Source organism: Micromonospora sp. WMMD558 (genome assembly GCF_049315255.1).
In the GTDB taxonomy this organism is placed as follows: Bacteria; Actinomycetota; Actinomycetes; order Mycobacteriales; family Micromonosporaceae; genus Micromonospora.
The window spans coordinates 3,270,608-3,285,614 of sequence record NZ_CP186061.1 but is presented as its reverse complement, the minus strand read 5'-3'; the positions used below and the strand labels follow the sequence as shown (position 1 = coordinate 3,285,614).

The following is a 15,007-nucleotide window of genomic DNA, read 5'->3' as shown; positions in this document are numbered from 1 at the left end:
CTACGATCCGTCACGTGCCCGCCTCGACATCCGCCCTCCCGCGCCCGCACCCTCTCGCCGCCGCCGCGCGCGTGGTCATGCTGGCGCTGGTCGCCGTCCTGACCCTGTTCGCGACGCGGGACGTCGCCCAGCTGTGGTGGATCGCGCTGCTGGCGGTGGCGGGCCTGCCCGCGCTGCTCGCGCCGACGCACCACCGGCTGGGGCCGCTCAGCCGGGTCGCCGAGGTGGTGGTGCTGGGGCTCGCCGCGAGCCAGGTCGCCTCGGTCGCGACGATCGGCGCGCAGAACGGCGGGCTGGGCGCCTCGGCGGTGCTGCCGTACCTGGCCGTCCCGGTCACCGTCACGGCCCTGCGCCGGCGGTTCCGCGAAGGCGCCGCGCTGCTCGCCGTCGCCGCGGTGACCCTGCTGGTCGCGGGCGCGCTGACCGAGGTCGACGGGAGGCGCCAGCTCGCCCAGATCGGTTACCTGGCCGTCTGCGCCCAGTGGCTGATCCTCGCCGGCCTCGGGCTCTACGCGGCGAGCACCCTGCACCGGGTGATGCAGGCGCGCGGCGACGGCAAGCCGCAGCCGTACGCCGAGGCGACCCGGCTGCTCACGCAGCTCCGGACGGTCGCCCGCCAGCTGCCCGGCGCCACCCTCGACCCGGGCGGCATCTCGGAGCACCTGCTGGAGGAGCTACGGTCGGTGGCCCGGGCGGACCGGGCGGCGGTGCTGTCGGCCAGCGGCGGCGGGCGGCTGGTGGTGCTGGCCCAGTCGGGCGTCGACCGGGTGGACTGGGAGACGACGCTCGACGCGGATTCGGCGATCGCCGACGCGTGGGCCAGCCAGCAGCCGCAGACCGCGGCCCGCTCGCAGGCCCGCTCCCACACCGGCAGGGAGGTCTCCGCGCTGATCGTCCCGCTGGTCGCCGGGGTGCGTACGGTGGGGCTGGTGGTGCTGGAGGCGGACGCCGCGCACGCGTACCCGCCCGAGGTGGTGTCCCGGGTGACCGCGTTGACCAGCCCGGCGGCGCTGCGGCTGGAGGCGGCGCTGCTCTTCGACGAGGTGCGGTCGCTGGCCACCAACGAGGAACGGCAGCGGCTGGCCCGGGAGATCCACGACGGCGTGGCCCAGGAGCTGGTGATGGTCGGCTACGGCATCGACAACGCCCTGGCCACCGTGCACGACGACGCCGAGGAGACCGCCGAGAGTCTGCGGACGCTGCGCCAGGAGGTCACCCGGGTGATCACCGAGCTGCGGCTGAGCCTGTTCGAGCTGCGCAGCGAGGTGGACCGGCACGGCGGGCTGGCGGCCGCGATCGCCGAGTACGCGCGCACCGTCGGCGCCTCCGGCGGGCTGCGGGTGCACCTGTCGCTGGACGAGTCGACGGCCCGGCTGCCCGCCGCCACCGAGGCGGAACTGCTGCGCATCGCCCAGGAGGCGGTGACCAACGCGCGCAAGCACGCCGGCGCCGCGAACCTCTGGGTCACCTGTGAGGTCGACCCCCCGTACGCCCAGATCGAAGTGTCGGATGACGGTCACGGGATGGGTGACCAGCGCACCGATGGGCACTACGGTCTTGCGATCATGGCCGAGAGGGCGGAACGTATCCGGGGCCGATTGGAGATCAGGCCGCGGCAACCAAGTGGCACGACGGTGGCGGTGGTGGTGGGTTCGTCACCCCGACGCGATACCGTGCGTGGCAGCGCAGCAGCAGAAGGGGAGTAACGCGAGGATGACCACAAGCCCGACACCGGCCACCCGCACCAAGGTCCTCCTTGTCGACGATCACGATCTGATCCGCAAGGGCCTCCGGCACGCCTTCGAGCGCGACCGCCAGTTCGAGGTCGTCGGCGAGGCCGCCACGGCAGCCGAGGGCGTCCGCCAGGCCGGCGCGCTCCAGCCCGACGTGGTGATCATGGATCTGCGCCTCCCCGACGGCAGCGGCCTCGAGGCCACCCGCGCCCTGCGCAAGTCCAGCGCCACCATGGGCATCGTCGTGCTCACCATGTACGCCGGCGACGACCAGCTCTTCGGCGCGCTGGAGGCCGGCGCGAGCGCCTTCGTACCGAAGACGGCCCCGGCCGACGAGGTGGTCGCGGCGGCCCGGCACGCCGCCTCCTCCCCCAGCGCGTTCACCGCCGCCGACCTGGCCGAGGCGATGAAGCGCCGGCTGGCTCCGTCCGGTCCGCAGCTCTCCCCCCGCGAGGGTCAGGTGCTCCGGCTGCTCGCCGACGGCATGAGCGTCGCCGGCATCGCCAAGCAGCTCTTCGTCAGCGAGTCCACCGCCAAGACCCACATCTCCAAGCTCTACGAGAAGCTGGGTGCCGCCAACCGCGCCCAGGCGCTGATGACCGCGCTGCGGCTCGGCCTGCTCGAGGCTCCGGACGCGCCGAAGTTCTGACCTCGCCGTCCACAGTGTTCGCGTCCGCCCACCCGGCGGGCGCGAATCTTTTTCATCGACCGCTGTGTCCGGCCGGTGCGGTGGCGCGCTATGGTCTCCCCCGGCGGAAGGCGGTCCACGGGCGGCGCGGCCCGGGCGCGGCGAAGAGGTGAGGCATGGGACGGCCGGACTGGGCACCCGACGAGATCGACATCGAACGCCCCAGCGTGGCCCGCATGTACGACTACTACCTGGGCGGCTCGCACAACTTCGCGGTCGACCGGGCGGCGGCGCAGGCGATGGTCGCGGCGGTGCCCGAGGCGCCACTGATGGCTCAGGCCAACCGGGCCTTCCTGCGGCGGGCCGTGCAGTTCCTGGTCGACGCCGGAGTCCGGCAGTTCCTCGACGTCGGCTCGGGCATCCCCACCGTCGGCAACGTGCACGAGATCGCCCAGCGGGCCGCGCCCGACGCCCGGGTCGTGTACGTGGACGTCGACCCGGTGGCCGTGGCGCACAGCCGCGAGATCCTCGCCGGCAACGACGGAGCGACGATCGTGCAGGAGGATCTGCGCCACCCGCAGCGCATCGTCGACCACCCCGACGTCCGCCGGCTGCTCGACTTCGACCAGCCGATCGCCGTGCTCGTCGTCGCCGTCCTGCACTTCGTCTCCGACGACGACCGCCCCGCCGAGCTGCTGCGGACGCTGCGCGACGCCCTCGCCCCGGGCAGCTGGCTGGTGCTGTCGCAGGCCAGCGCCGACGGGCGGGGTGACGACGAGCGGGCCGAGGCCGAGGCGGTCTACCGGCGCACCGACAACCCGCTGTGGATCCGCAGCCGCAGCGAGTTGACCGCACTGTTCGACGGCTTCGAGCTGGTGGACCCGGGCGTGGTCTGGGTGCCCCAGTGGCGCCCGGAGTCGCCCGAGAGCGCCGAGGACGCCGAGCGGTCGGCGTTCATCGGCGGGGTGGGGTGCCTTGGTGCCAGCCGCTGAGCCGCCCGGGACGGCGTTCCGGCCCCGCGGCCCGGCCGGGGCCGCCAGGGCCGCGTGGCCCGCGGAGACCGGCGTCGCCGCGTCCGGCGCGGCGACCTTCGCCCGCGCGTGGGCGAAGGCGGTAAGCGGGACGAGCTACCTGCCGATGGCCCAGGCCCAGCTCGAGGCGCTGCTGTGCCGCCTCGCCCAGGACCTGGCGGCGGCCCTGCTCGCCGAGCCGTTCGACCTGCGCGCCGGCCAGCGGGTGGGTGCGGAACTGGTGGCCGCGCACATCGCGTCCGCGGAGGGGCTGGGGCGCACGGTCGAGGTCGTCCACCTTCGGCTGGTACGCGACTTCGGGCTGGTCGCCGACGACGTGGAGGACCGGATGGCCCGGCTCCTCGCCGCCGTGGCCACCGGATACGCGCGGGCGCTGCGGGACCGCACGCTGGACGAGCAGGAGTCGATCCGGCGCGCCGCGATGACCGCGTGGGCGGAGGCGGAGCGGGCGCTGCGGGCCAGTGAGGCCCGCTTCCGGCACCAGGCCACCCACGACCCGCTCACCGGCCTGCCGAACCGGGCGCTGTTCACCGAGCGCCTCGCCGCGGCCGTCAACTCCCCCGGCCGGGCCGCCGAGCGGGTCGGGCTCTGCTTCCTCGACCTGGACCGGTTCAAGCGGGTCAACGACTCGTACGGGCACCAGGTCGGCGACACCCTGCTCACCATCGTGGCCGACCGGTTCCGGCGGGACCTCGACGGCCATCTCGTCGCGCGCCTCGGCGGCGACGCGTTCGTCGTCCTGATCGAGAACACCGCGGGCACCCGGGACGTCATCGCGGTCGCCGAGGCCGCCCTCGCCGCCGTGCACGAACCGGCCCTGGTGGCGGGGCACGAGGTGGCCGTGACGGCGAGCGTGGGCCTGGTCGAGCGGCAGGTCGCCGGCACCTCCCCGGGCGAGCTCATGCGTGCCGCCGACTGCACGATGCACTGGGCCAAGTCGGCCGGCGGGGACTGCTGGGAGTTGTACGACGCCGAGCGCCACCACCGCCAACTGGCCCGGCAGGCCCTGTCGGCGGCGATCCCGGCCGCGCTGGAGCGGGGCGAGTTCTTCCTCGACTACCAGCCGCTGGCCTCCCTGCGCGACGGCCGCCTCATCGGCGTTGAGGCCCTCGTGCGGTGGCGCCACCCGGAGCTGGGGGTGCTGCGTCCGGACAGCTTCATCGACCTGGCCGAGGAGACCGGGCTGATCGTGCCGCTCGGCGGCTGGGTGCTCGCCGAGGCGTGCCGGGCAGCGGGTACCTGGTCGGCGGGCGGCGGGCCGGCGCCCTTCGTGAGCGTCAACCTGGCCGTACGCCAGGTGCACCGCCCAGGCCTCGTGCAGGAGGTCCGCGCGCTGCTGCGGCACACCGGGCTGCCGCCGGAGCGGCTCCAGCTGGAGATCACCGAGAGCACCATGATGAGCACCGCCGAGGAGCCGGTTCGGGCGCTGCGGGTGCTCGCCGACCTCGGCGTGCGGATCGCCATCGACGACTTCGGCACCGGCTACTGCAACCTGGCGTACCTGCGGGACCTGCCGGTCACCGAGCTGAAGGTGGCCGGGGAGTTCGTCGCCGGGCTGCGGACCCCGGACGCCCGGGCCGACGAGCGGATCCTCGCCTCACTGGTGTCGTTGGCGCACGCGCTGGACCTGACGGTCACCGCCGAGGGTGTGGAGACGGCCGGCCAGGCGGAACGGCTGCGCGCCATCGGCTGCGACGCGGGGCAGGGCTGGCACTTCGGCCGCCCCGAACCGGCCGACCGCATCCTGGCCCGCCTCTCCTGACCGCCGCCGCGCCCCGACCGCTGGGCCCGGCTCAGCCGGCGAGGAGGGCCGCCATCCGCTGCGCCTGGGTCTCCCAGCGCCACTCCCGTTCGACCCAGGCACGGCCGGCGGCGCCGAACTGGCGGGCCAGGTCGCGGTCGGCGAGCAGCGTCGCCACCCGGTCGGCGAGCTGGGCCACGTCGCGTCCGCGGACCACGAAACCGGTCTCGCCGTCGCGGACGGCGTCCGGCGCGCCGCCGGAGTCACCGGCGACCACGGGCAGGCCGGTCGCCGATGCCTCCAGGTAGACGATCCCGAGCCCTTCCACGTCCAGCCCCCGGTTGCGGGTGCGGCAGGGCATCGCGTACACGTCGCCGGCCGCGTAGTGCGCGGGCAGCTCGGCCGCCGGAACCGTGCCGGTGAAGACGACGTCGCGCTCGACCCCGCTCTGCCGGGCCAGCTTCTCCAGCGCGGCCCGGTACGGGCCGCCGCCGACGACCAGCAGCGCCGCGTCCGGAACCCGGCGGCGGATCGCCGGCATCGCCCGGATCAGCATGTCCTGGCCCTTGCGCGGCACCAGCCGGGACACGCAGACCACGACCGGACGGTCGGCCAGCCCGAGCCGGACGCGCACCGGCTCGCCGTCGACCGACGGGTGGTACGCGTCCACGTCGACGCCGGGGGCGAGGCGGCGCAGCTCGGTCAGCCCGTGCAGCGCCCGCTCCAGCCGGACCCGCGTGTACTCCCCCAGGTAGGTGGTCACATCCACGCCGCGGGCGATGCGGCGCAGCGCGGCCCGGGCGCCGGGCAGCGCCGCCCAGCCCACCTCGTGCCCGTGGGTCAGCGCCACCGCACGGCGGATCCCGGCCCGCCGGCGCAGGCCCGCGGCGAGCAGTCCGAGCGGGGCCGCCGCGCCGAACCACACCGTGTCGCACTCGTACGCCCGCGCGAGCCGCGCCGCCCGCCGGGCCACCAGCGGGGTGGGCAGGAGCACGCGGGTGCGTTCGCGGACCACCTCGAAGGGCTGGTCGGCGTCGAACTTCTCGGCGCCCCGCCAGCTGGAGGCGTAGACCACCACCGATCCCGGAGGCTGCCGGACGGCGAGATTGTGCACGAAGGACTGGATGCCGCCGGGCCGGGGCGGGAAGTCGTTCGTGACGAGCAGGGTGCGGCCCACGCTATCGACCGGCCTCTCGGGCGTAGGCGCGGGCGGCGGCGATCCGCTCCACGGTGGACGGGTGGGAGGCGGAGTACAGGTACTCCAGACGAGGCGGATCGGGGTCGGCGAGGTTGATGCCGGCGAGCCGCCGCTGCATCGCCTCGAAGGCCGCCGGGTCGCCGGTGAGCGCGAGCGCGTGGGCGTCGGCGCGTGCCTCGACCCGCCGGGACATCAGCGCCTGCGCCGGCGCGGACAGCAGCCCGGCCACCGTCACCAGGGCCACCAGCAGCGGGAACGCGCGCGGCTGGGCGACCGAGTCGACGCCGGCCAGGCGCAGCAGCGGACCGGAGGAGCCGAGCAGGTAGAGCGCCACGACCGCCGCCGCCGCGCCCAGCGCGCCGGTGAGCGTGCCGACCGCCACGTCCCGGTCCTTCGCGTGGCCCAGTTCGTGCGCCACCACGGCGGTCACCTCGGCCGGGCCGGCCTCGCGCAGCAGCGTGTCGTACACGACGATGCGCCGGGTCGGGCCGAGCCCGGAGACGTACGCGTTGACCGCTCGGGTGCGGCGGGACGCGTCGGCCACCAGCACGTCGCGGACCGGTACGCCGTCGCGGGCGGCCAGGTCCATCAGCTGGGTACGCAGCGGGCCGGGCTCCATCGGGGTGAACCGGTTGAACACCGGCTCCACGAGCACCGGCAGCACGAACGACAGCAGCACCACCAGGCCGGCCGCTCCGGCCGCACCGAGCGCCCACCACCAGCGCGGCGCCAGCCGGATCACGCTGTAGAAGCCGAGCAGGGCCACCGCGCCGATGACGGCGCTGACGGCGTACGACTTGAGCAGGTCGACGGCCCAGCCGCCCCAGCCGTTGGTGGCGAGCCCGTAGCGGGTCAGGACGGCGTGCCGCCAGGCGGCGAACGGCAGCGTGACCAGGTCGGCGACGAGCACCACGGCGAGCCCGCCGAGCACCGCCTGCGCGGCCCAGTGCCCGCCGAAGGGGCGCCCGGCCAGCTCGACCAGGCGGCTGCCCAGCGGCGTGAGCCCGAGCGCGAGCGCCACCAGCAGCCCGATCCCGAGCGCGGCCCAGCCACCGGGCCGCAGCGCCGCGCGGAACTCGCGGCCCCGGGCCACCTGCTCGGCCGGCAGGTCGCGCAGGGCGGCGAGCTGGTCGGCGCGGGGGGCCGGCGGGCGCTGCCACGGGATGAGGACGGCGGCGGCGACGGCCAGCGCGAGCACGAGCCCGACCAGCGTCAGCACGGCCCACCCGCGGTGGCTCACCGGACCGTCTCCCGGCCCGGCGCGCCGGCCATCACGACGGGCCTGCCGTCGTCGCGCCGTGTCCGCGTCATACCGCTCCTCCCGCTGTGAGCGCCCATCGTAGTGCCCTCGCCGTCCGCCGCGGCGGGAGTCCACGACCTGATCCGTGGTGTGGAAGGACCGCGACGGTGCCGCGTGGGCCCACGTGACACCCGTCGGCCGGTCGGGTGGATCAGCGGGAGGGGTCGCGGTTGTACAGCTTCCGGGCCCACAGGTAGCAGGCGACGGTGACGACGGCGCTCCAGGCGACGGCCAGCCAGGCGCTGTTGCCGATGCCGGTGCCCAGGAGCAGGCCGCGGAGCGTTTCCATGACCGGGGTGAAGGGCTGGTACTCGGCGAACCAGCGCACCGCCGCCGGCATGGTGTCGGTGGGGACGAACCCGCTGCCGAGGAACGGCAGGAGGATCAGCGGCATGGGGAGGTTGCTGGCCGTCTCGACGCTCTTGCTGACCAGGCCGCAGGCGACCGAGAACCAGATGACCGCGAAGGTGATCGCGGCGAGGATGCCGATGGCGGCGAGCCATTCGATCGGGGTGGCGGTGGGCCGGAAGCCCACGAGCAGGGCCACCCCGGTGACGACCAGCAGCGCCAGCATGGTCTGGATCATGCTGCCGACGACGTGACCGGTCAGCACGGAGGGGCGGAAGATCGCCATCGTGCGGAAGCGGGCGATGATGCCCTCGGTCATGTCCATCGCGACGGAGATCGCCGTGCCCTGGACGACGCCGGCGACGGTGATCAGAAGCACGCCCGGCGTGATGTAGTTGGCGTAGTCGGCCCGGCCGCCCGAAGCGCCGCCCAGCCCGGCACCCATGGTGCCGCCGAACACGTAGACGAACAGCAGCAGGAATACGACCGGTATGCCGAGGAGCATCAGCGTCATCGACGGGTAGCGCTGCATGCGTCGCAGGTTGCGCCGCAGCATGGTCGCCGAGTCGCGTACGGCGTAGGTGGCGGTGCTCATCGCACGGATGCCCTTTCCTGCTGGGGTTGCCCGGTGAGGGTGAGGAAGACGTCGTCGAGGTCCGGTGTGTGCACCGACAGTTCCTCGACCTCGACCGCGGCGTCGTCGAGCCGGCCCAGCAGTGCCCGCAGGGACCGGACGCTGCCGTCGTGGGGGATCCGCAGCGTGAGCGCGTCGTCGTCGCGCGCCCCGTCGGCGAACGTGCGGGCGGCCCGGCCGAGGTCGGCGGGGTCGGTGAACCGCAGTTGGACGTGGCCGCCGGGGATGCGGCGCTTGAGTTCGTCGGGGCTGCCTTCGGCGATCAGCCGCCCGTGGTCGAGCAACGCGATCCGGTCGGCGAGTTGGTCCGCCTCCTCCAGGTACTGGGTGGTGAGGAAGATGGTCACCCCAGCGCGCACCAGGTCACGGATGATCTGCCACATGGTGCGACGGCTGCGCGGGTCGAGGCCGGTCGTCGGCTCGTCGAGGAAGATGACCCGTGGGCTTCCGACCAGGGTCATGGCGAGGTCGAGGCGGCGGCGCATGCCGCCGGAGTAGGTGACCACCGGTTGGCGGGCGGCCTCGACCAGGTCGAACTGGTCGAGGAGTTCGGCGGTGCGCCGCCGCCCGGTGGTCCGGTCCAGGTGACGCAGGTCCGCCATCAGCCGCAGGTTCTCCTCGCCGGTCAGCAGGTTGTCGACCGCGGAGAACTGCCCGGTGACGCCGATCGCGTCGCGTACGGCGTCGGGGTCGCGCGCCAGGTCCCGCCCGTCGATCCGGATGTCGCCGGCGTCGGCGCGGATCAGGGTGGAGAGAATCTGGACGGTCGTCGTCTTGCCGGCGCCGTTGGGGCCGAGCAGCGCGAAGATCGTTCCGGCGGGAACCGTCAGGTCGATGCCGTCGAGTACGAGCTTCTCACCGTAGGCCTTGCGCAGCCCGGTGGCGCTGATGGCCGCTCGGGGTGTGGACATGGGATCTCCTCCGGGTGTCCGTGGGTCAGGCGCGGCGGATGATGATGTCGCCGGCGGAGGTGCGGGCCCGCACCTCGACGGTCTGGTCGGTGCTGTCGGGCGCCGGGGTGGTGGAGAGTTCGTTGCGGACGCGCCCGGCGGAGGTCTTGAGCTCTAGCCAGGCGGCGGTGCCCGCGCTGATGCCCACGTCCAGGGAGCCGGCGGCGGTCTCGACCGCCACCGCGCCGCGGGTGACCTCGCCGATCCGTACGCCGCCGCTGGCGGTCTTCGCGGTGACGCCGGCGTGTGCCCGGTCGACGCTGATGTTCCCGTTCGCCGCGTTGACCCGCAGGTCGCCGGTGACCTCCCCGATCCAGCTGTCGCCGTTGGAGTTCTTCACCCTCGCCGGCCCGTCGATCCGGCCGATGCGTACCGCGCCGCTGCCGGTGGTGACCTCGGCGCCGCCGTCGACACCACTCACGATGACGTCCCCGAAGCCGCTGTTCAGGTGCACCGGGCCGGCCTGGTCGAGTCGGATCGGTCCGTATCCGGACTTGAGCCGGCACTCGCCGAACCGCCCCTCGCAGTGGAACTCGCCCATCCCGGTGTCGCCCTGCACCTGGGAGCCCGACGGCAGCTCGATCGTGACGTCGACCCCGCCGGTCCGGCCGAACAGGGCGCTGAGCTGCTTCGGAACCCTGACCGTGAGCGTGCCGTCGGCGTACTCGACGCGGGTCTGTTCGACGACCTTGAGGTCCGCCTTGCTGGACGCGTCCATGGGTCGTACGTCGACTGTGGTGTCGCCGCGGTCGCTGGCGATGATCCGTACGTTGCCGGCGACGAAGCTGAGGCTGATCGTGGCGGAGATCGGGTCGGGCGTGTCAAAGGTCGGCATTGCTGATCCCCAATGCGTGAGTGGCGACGGGATGGTTGGCGGCTGGTCGCGGTTTCGCGGGCCGGGTCACCGCGCCCAGCCGGTGAATCGCTGACCGGAGCTGGCGGCGGCGGTGCTGGCGCTGGGGCCGGTGCCCAGCGCGGCGGCGGCAGCCCGGACGAGCCAGGAGTTGACCGAGAGCCGCTCGCGGGCGGCGGCGTCCTCGACCCGGGCCTTGAGGTCGTCGGGGAGCCGGAGGTTGACGCGTGCGGTGGCGCCCCTGTCGCCGGCGGACGTCGCGGTCTCGTCGACCGTCGCCGCGGGGGCGGCCGGTGCCTGGTCCATGGCCGCGGGCTGCTCCGTGGCCGCCGGCGTCACGACGAAGTCCGGGTCCCGCCCGGTGAGGCGCAGGTGGACCGAGCCGGGGGCCAGGTCGCGGGTGATCTCGGCGGTGGCCGCGGAGAGCGCCTCCAGCAGGGTGAGCCGGATCGCCGACTCGAGGGGCGCGGTGAGGCGCTCGGCGAGCTCCCGTGCCTCGTCCCCGCCGGCCGCGGCGGCCACCGCGAGTTCCCGGCGGAGCAGTTCGACATAGGGCGTGAGGTTCATGGTGCCATCATGGCACCATGGCGGCGCCATCGCAAGGCACCTTTGGCTCAGGTGAGATGCCACGGCGACTTGGAGCTGGCGCCACGGGGGGACGATCTGCTGCCACCACAACGGCGGGCCGAAGCCGGTCGTCCTGGTCAGAACGTGCGGAAGGCCGGTCGGCCGTCTTCTGCCGCCACGGCGTCGCCGGCTCGCCGGAACGGACCCGTCAGGCCACCCGCCGGCGGCGGCCGGTGGCGCGCACCTCGCGCCGCGGCTCCGGCAGCACCTCCACCTCGAACCCGGCCCGGGCGAACACCTCGATCGCCCGGGCCTCGGCGGAGCCGAGCCCCGCGGTCGGGGACGCCTCGTCGAACAGGGCGGTCACCAGGCAGCCGGAGCAGCCGTCACCCCGGATCCCGCACCGGTCACACTCGATGAGCATCACGCCTCCTGATGAGCTGGCGGCGATCATGCGGCATCGTCGCCGCCCGACCACCGTCGGTCACATCGACGCTAACCGCGGGGTACGACAGAATCCGGACAAGCGGCGGCCATCAGGGAGATCCTGGAAGGAAACGGCCCCGGGCCGGTTCGGTGCGTTCCACGCCTTGTCGGCCGGTGCCGGCGCGACGGCGGTCGGCGGACGATCCGGCCGGTCAGGAGCGGGCGAGCCGGCGCACCAGCGCGTCGGCCCCGAGCGGGTACGCGCCGTGCCGGCGGACGCCGTCGGCCACCTCGCGGTCCGAGGAGACCACCACCACGGGCCGGCCCGGCGGCTCGGCCCGGACCAGGCGTCGGATCAGCTCGTCGGCGGTCTCCCCCTTGCGGGAGAACAGCACGCGGACGCCGCGCGGGGTCGGCGGCAGGCCGTGCATCCGCTCGGCACCGTCGAAGACGACCGTCACCTCGTCACCGGTCTGCGCGGCGATCCCGCCCAGACCGGTGATGAGCCGCTTGCGCTGCTGCTCCAGCGACATCTCGCCGAAACCGCGCTTGGTGACGTTGTAGCCGTCGACCACGAGGTGCGCCCGGGGCAGGGCGAGCAGCTGGTCCAGCCGGGCCGGGTCGTCGGTGTCCCGGGCACGGGCCGCCGTGCCGGCCGCGGTGGTGCTGGACTGGTCGGCGAAGGCGTCGGCGACGAAGTCGCCAGGCAGCTTGTCCACCGGGTCCAGCGCCAGCTCCCGCCGCAGCCCGACGGCGGCCTGGCCGATGGTCTCCAGCAGCAGCCACAGCCGGGCGTCGTCGACCGACCGGGCCTCCTTGGCGCTGGCCCGCGCGACCCCCGCCGCGGCTTCCGCCTCGGCCAGTCGTGCCCGGGCCCGCCGCAGCTCGGCGTCGGCGTCGGCCGCCGCCCGGGCCGCCCGGCCGCGCTCGGTGGCGAGCAGCTCGGACGCCTTCCGTTCCCGGGCCTGCGTCTCGCGCAGCGACCGCCCGAGCTGCCGCGCCTCCTCGCGGAGCTGCCCCAGCTCCTCCCGGACGCGGGCCAGCTCGTCGCGGAGCTTCTCCGCCTCCACCCGGGCCACCGCCCGGTCGTGCTCGGCGCGGGTCGCCCGCTGCTCGGCTTCCCGGACCAGCTCGGCCACGACCGCGCTGTCCGCCTCGGCGCGGACCGCCGCGCCGCTGGCCTCGACCAGCTCCCGCCAGCCGCGCGGACGCGCCAGGTACGCCAGCGCCGCCACCTCCACCGGGTCGGCGGCGGCCGGCGCGGTGCCGTCGACCACGGCCGCGCCGAGGTCCCCGGCGTCGGCGAGCACCCGGGCGGTGACCCGCTGCCGGAACAGCGGGTCGCTGGTGAGCTGGGCCGCGATCGCCGGGGCGCCGAGGCGCGCGCGGCGGTTGGGGGCGAACTTCGCCACCCTGCGCAGCGGGACCGGCACCTCGTCGGCCGGCAGGACGGGCAGGACGGCGGCGGCGAGGGTCACGATCCGCTGGCGGACCGGCTCGGGCAGCACCGGCTCGGGCTCCGGACCGCCGTCGTCGGCGGTGGCGCCGGCCACGACGGGGTCGTCGAGGGTGCCCCCCGTACCCTCGACGCCCGCGTCGGGCGCGGCGGCGACCGGTTCCTCCGCGGGGAGGTGGTCGTCGTACGGCTCGGCGAGGGGCATGGGCCAAGTCTCCCACCGAGACCGGGCCCAGCGCCCATCGAGTGAACCGATCTCTCGTTGCGGCGGATCTCCGGAGGGTCGCGACAACGTTCCCGGGGCGACGGTGGCCGCCGGGGCCGGTGGGGCGGGAGTGTCGGACCGGGCCGCTAGCCTGCCCGCCGATGGCACAACAGGAGTACGTCCAGGAGTCGCTCGCCGGTCTCGACCCGACCGTCGGCGGCGTCGACCCGGAGCTGCCGCTCCACGCGACCACGTTCGTGGTGGTCGACCTGGAGACCACCGGCGGCGCGCCGGACGGCGGTGGGATCACCGAGGTCGGCGCGGTGAAGGTCCGCGGCGGTGAGGAGCTGGGCGTGCTCGCCACCCTCGTCAATCCCGGCGTGCCGATCCCGCCCTTCATCACCGTGCTCACCGGCATCACGCAGGCGATGCTGCTGCCGGCCCCGCCGATCGAGCAGGTCCTGCCGAGCTTCCTGGAGTTCCTCTCCACCGACGCGGTCCTGGTGGCCCACAACGCCCCGTACGATGTCGGCTTCCTCAAGGCGGCCTGCGCCGCGCACGGCTACCGGTGGCCCAACCCCCGCGTGCTGGACACGGCCGCGCTGGCCCGGCGGGTGTTGACCCGGGACGAGGTGCCCAACCGCAAGCTCGGCACCCTGGCGGCGTTCTTCCGCACGGCCACCCAGCCGACCCACCGTGCGCTCGACGACGCGAAGGCCACCGTCGACGTGCTGCACGGGCTGATCGGCCGGCTGGGCGGCCACCGGGTGCACACGATCGGCGACGCGATCGAGTTCGCGCGCGCGGTCACGCCGACCCAGCGCCGCAAGCGGCACCTCGCCGAGGGGCTGCCCAAGGCCCCCGGCGTCTACATCTTCCGGGCCGCCGACGACCGCCCGCTCTACGTCGGCACCTCGGTCGACATCGCCACCCGGGTCCGCAGCTACTTCACGGCGGCCGAGAAGCGGGCCCGCATCTCGGAGATGCTCGCCGCCGCCGAGCGGGTGGAGGCGGTGGAGTGCGCCCACTCGCTGGAGGCGGAGGTGCGGGAGCTGCGCCTGATCGGGGCGCACGCCCCGCCGTACAACCGGCGGTCGAAGTTCCCCGAGCGGGTGGTCTGGCTGAAGCTCACCGACGAGGCGTACCCCCGGTTGTCGGTGGTCCGCGACCTCGCTCCCGGCGACGAGGCCTACCTGGGGCCGTTCACCTCCCGCCGGGCGGCGGAGCTGGCCGCGGCGGGCTTCCACGACGCCGTGCCGCTGCGGCAGTGCACGCACCGGCTCTCGCTGCGGACCGTGACGCCGGCGTGCGCGCTGGCCGAGCTGGGCCGGTGCGCGGCGCCCTGCGAGCACCGGATCAGCCCCGAGGAGTACGCGGCCCGCGCGGCCACGCCGTTCCGCACCGCCACCGCCAGCGACCCGCAGGTGGTGGTGGACGCCCTGCTCGCCCGGATCGAGGTGCTCTCCCGGTCCCAGCGGTACGAGGAGGCCGCCGTGGTGCGGTCCCGGCTGGCTGCGGTACTGCGCGCCGCCGTGCGCATGCAGCGGCTCGCCGCGCTCACCGGGATCGCCGAGTTGGCCGCCGCCCGGCCGGCCGCGCGCGGGGGCTGGGAGCTGGCGCTGGTCCGCCACGGGCGGCTCGCCGGCGCCGGTGTGTCACCGCCCGGTGTCCATCCGCGACCGACGATCGCCGCGATCCGGGCCACCGCGGAGACCGTCCTGCCCGGCCACGGGCCGGTCCCCCGCGCCTCCGCCGAGGAGACCGAACGCATCCTGTCCTGGTTGGAGCGTCCGGAGACCCGCCTGGTCGAGGTCTCCTCCGGCTGGTCGTCCCCGGTGGCCGGTGCGGGCCGCTTCCGGGACCTGCTGGCCAAGGCGGAGGGCGCGGCGTCCCACCAACTCTCGACCGAAAGCTCATGACCAAGTGACCGATCGGAT

Annotated in this window: 13 protein-coding genes; 5 read left to right on the top strand and 8 right to left on the bottom strand. The window is 74.8% G+C overall.

Translation table 11 applies throughout. The features are described 5' to 3' along the window. The first annotated feature begins 14 nt into the window (after nt 1-14). The 4 genes from ACN26Y_RS16045 (at nt 15) to ACN26Y_RS16030 (ending at nt 5,154) form a co-directional block, all read left to right on the top strand. Nucleotides 15-1,706 carry a GAF domain-containing sensor histidine kinase gene (locus tag ACN26Y_RS16045; RefSeq protein WP_155331042.1) on the top strand — a complete coding sequence of 564 codons (1,692 nt, stop codon included), beginning with the start codon at nt 15-17 and terminating at the stop codon, nt 1,704-1,706. 7 nt (nt 1,707-1,713) lie between these two features. After that, nucleotides 1,714-2,382 (top strand): response regulator transcription factor, encoded by a 669-nt coding sequence (locus tag ACN26Y_RS16040; protein ID WP_088972416.1) that lies wholly within the window; start codon nt 1,714-1,716, stop codon nt 2,380-2,382. 155 nt (nt 2,383-2,537) lie between these two features. Beyond that, complete coding sequence (locus ACN26Y_RS16035) at nt 2,538-3,353, top strand: SAM-dependent methyltransferase (protein ID WP_155331041.1); 816 nt, start codon at nt 2,538-2,540, stop codon at nt 3,351-3,353. Between the two features lie 145 nt (nt 3,354-3,498). Continuing rightward, nucleotides 3,499-5,154: a putative bifunctional diguanylate cyclase/phosphodiesterase gene (locus ACN26Y_RS16030; protein ID WP_230689067.1), complete on the top strand. Its 1,656-nt coding sequence runs from the start codon at nt 3,499-3,501 to the stop codon at nt 5,152-5,154. A 31-nt stretch (nt 5,155-5,185) separates the two neighbouring features. Here ACN26Y_RS16030 and ACN26Y_RS16025 read toward each other — a convergent pair whose 3' ends face one another. From ACN26Y_RS16025 to ACN26Y_RS15990, 8 genes are all read right to left on the bottom strand, one after another. Continuing rightward, on the bottom strand, nt 5,186-6,310 hold the full coding sequence (locus ACN26Y_RS16025; RefSeq protein WP_155331039.1) for a glycosyltransferase family 4 protein: 1,125 nt from the start codon (nt 6,308-6,310) through the stop codon (nt 5,186-5,188). Between the two features lies 1 nt (nt 6,311). Next, the gene (locus ACN26Y_RS16020) at nt 6,312-7,571 is read right to left on the bottom strand and encodes a M48 family metallopeptidase (RefSeq protein WP_155331038.1); all 1,260 of its coding nucleotides are present in this window, start codon (nt 7,569-7,571) and stop codon (nt 6,312-6,314) included. A 211-nt stretch (nt 7,572-7,782) separates the two neighbouring features. Further along, entirely contained in the window at nt 7,783-8,574 is a 792-nt protein-coding gene (locus ACN26Y_RS16015; protein ID WP_366598919.1) for an ABC transporter permease, read from the bottom strand. Continuing rightward, complete coding sequence (locus tag ACN26Y_RS16010) at nt 8,571-9,524, bottom strand: ATP-binding cassette domain-containing protein (protein WP_422732957.1); 954 nt, start codon at nt 9,522-9,524, stop codon at nt 8,571-8,573. Before ACN26Y_RS16010 ends, ACN26Y_RS16015 begins: the two co-directional genes overlap by 4 nt. Nucleotides 9,525-9,549: 25 nt before the next feature. Beyond that, nucleotides 9,550-10,398 carry a DUF4097 family beta strand repeat-containing protein gene (locus ACN26Y_RS16005; protein WP_155331035.1) on the bottom strand — a complete coding sequence of 283 codons (849 nt, stop codon included), beginning with the start codon at nt 10,396-10,398 and terminating at the stop codon, nt 9,550-9,552. A 66-nt stretch (nt 10,399-10,464) separates the two neighbouring features. Continuing rightward, nucleotides 10,465-10,983, bottom strand: coding sequence for a ribbon-helix-helix protein, CopG family (locus ACN26Y_RS16000; RefSeq protein ID WP_155331034.1), 519 nt, complete (start codon nt 10,981-10,983; stop codon nt 10,465-10,467). A gap of 208 nt (nt 10,984-11,191) precedes the next feature. Beyond that, nucleotides 11,192-11,407 (bottom strand): hypothetical protein, encoded by a 216-nt coding sequence (locus ACN26Y_RS15995; protein ID WP_155331033.1) that lies wholly within the window; start codon nt 11,405-11,407, stop codon nt 11,192-11,194. Nucleotides 11,408-11,621: 214 nt separating this feature from the next. After that, on the bottom strand, nt 11,622-13,070 hold the full coding sequence (locus ACN26Y_RS15990; RefSeq protein WP_155331032.1) for an NYN domain-containing protein: 1,449 nt from the start codon (nt 13,068-13,070) through the stop codon (nt 11,622-11,624). A gap of 161 nt (nt 13,071-13,231) precedes the next feature. Here ACN26Y_RS15990 and ACN26Y_RS15985 point away from each other — a divergent pair, with 161 nt between their 5' ends. Continuing rightward, nucleotides 13,232-14,989 carry a DEDD exonuclease domain-containing protein gene (locus ACN26Y_RS15985; RefSeq protein WP_155331031.1) on the top strand — a complete coding sequence of 586 codons (1,758 nt, stop codon included), beginning with the start codon at nt 13,232-13,234 and terminating at the stop codon, nt 14,987-14,989. Nucleotides 14,990-15,007: the final 18 nt, after the last annotated feature.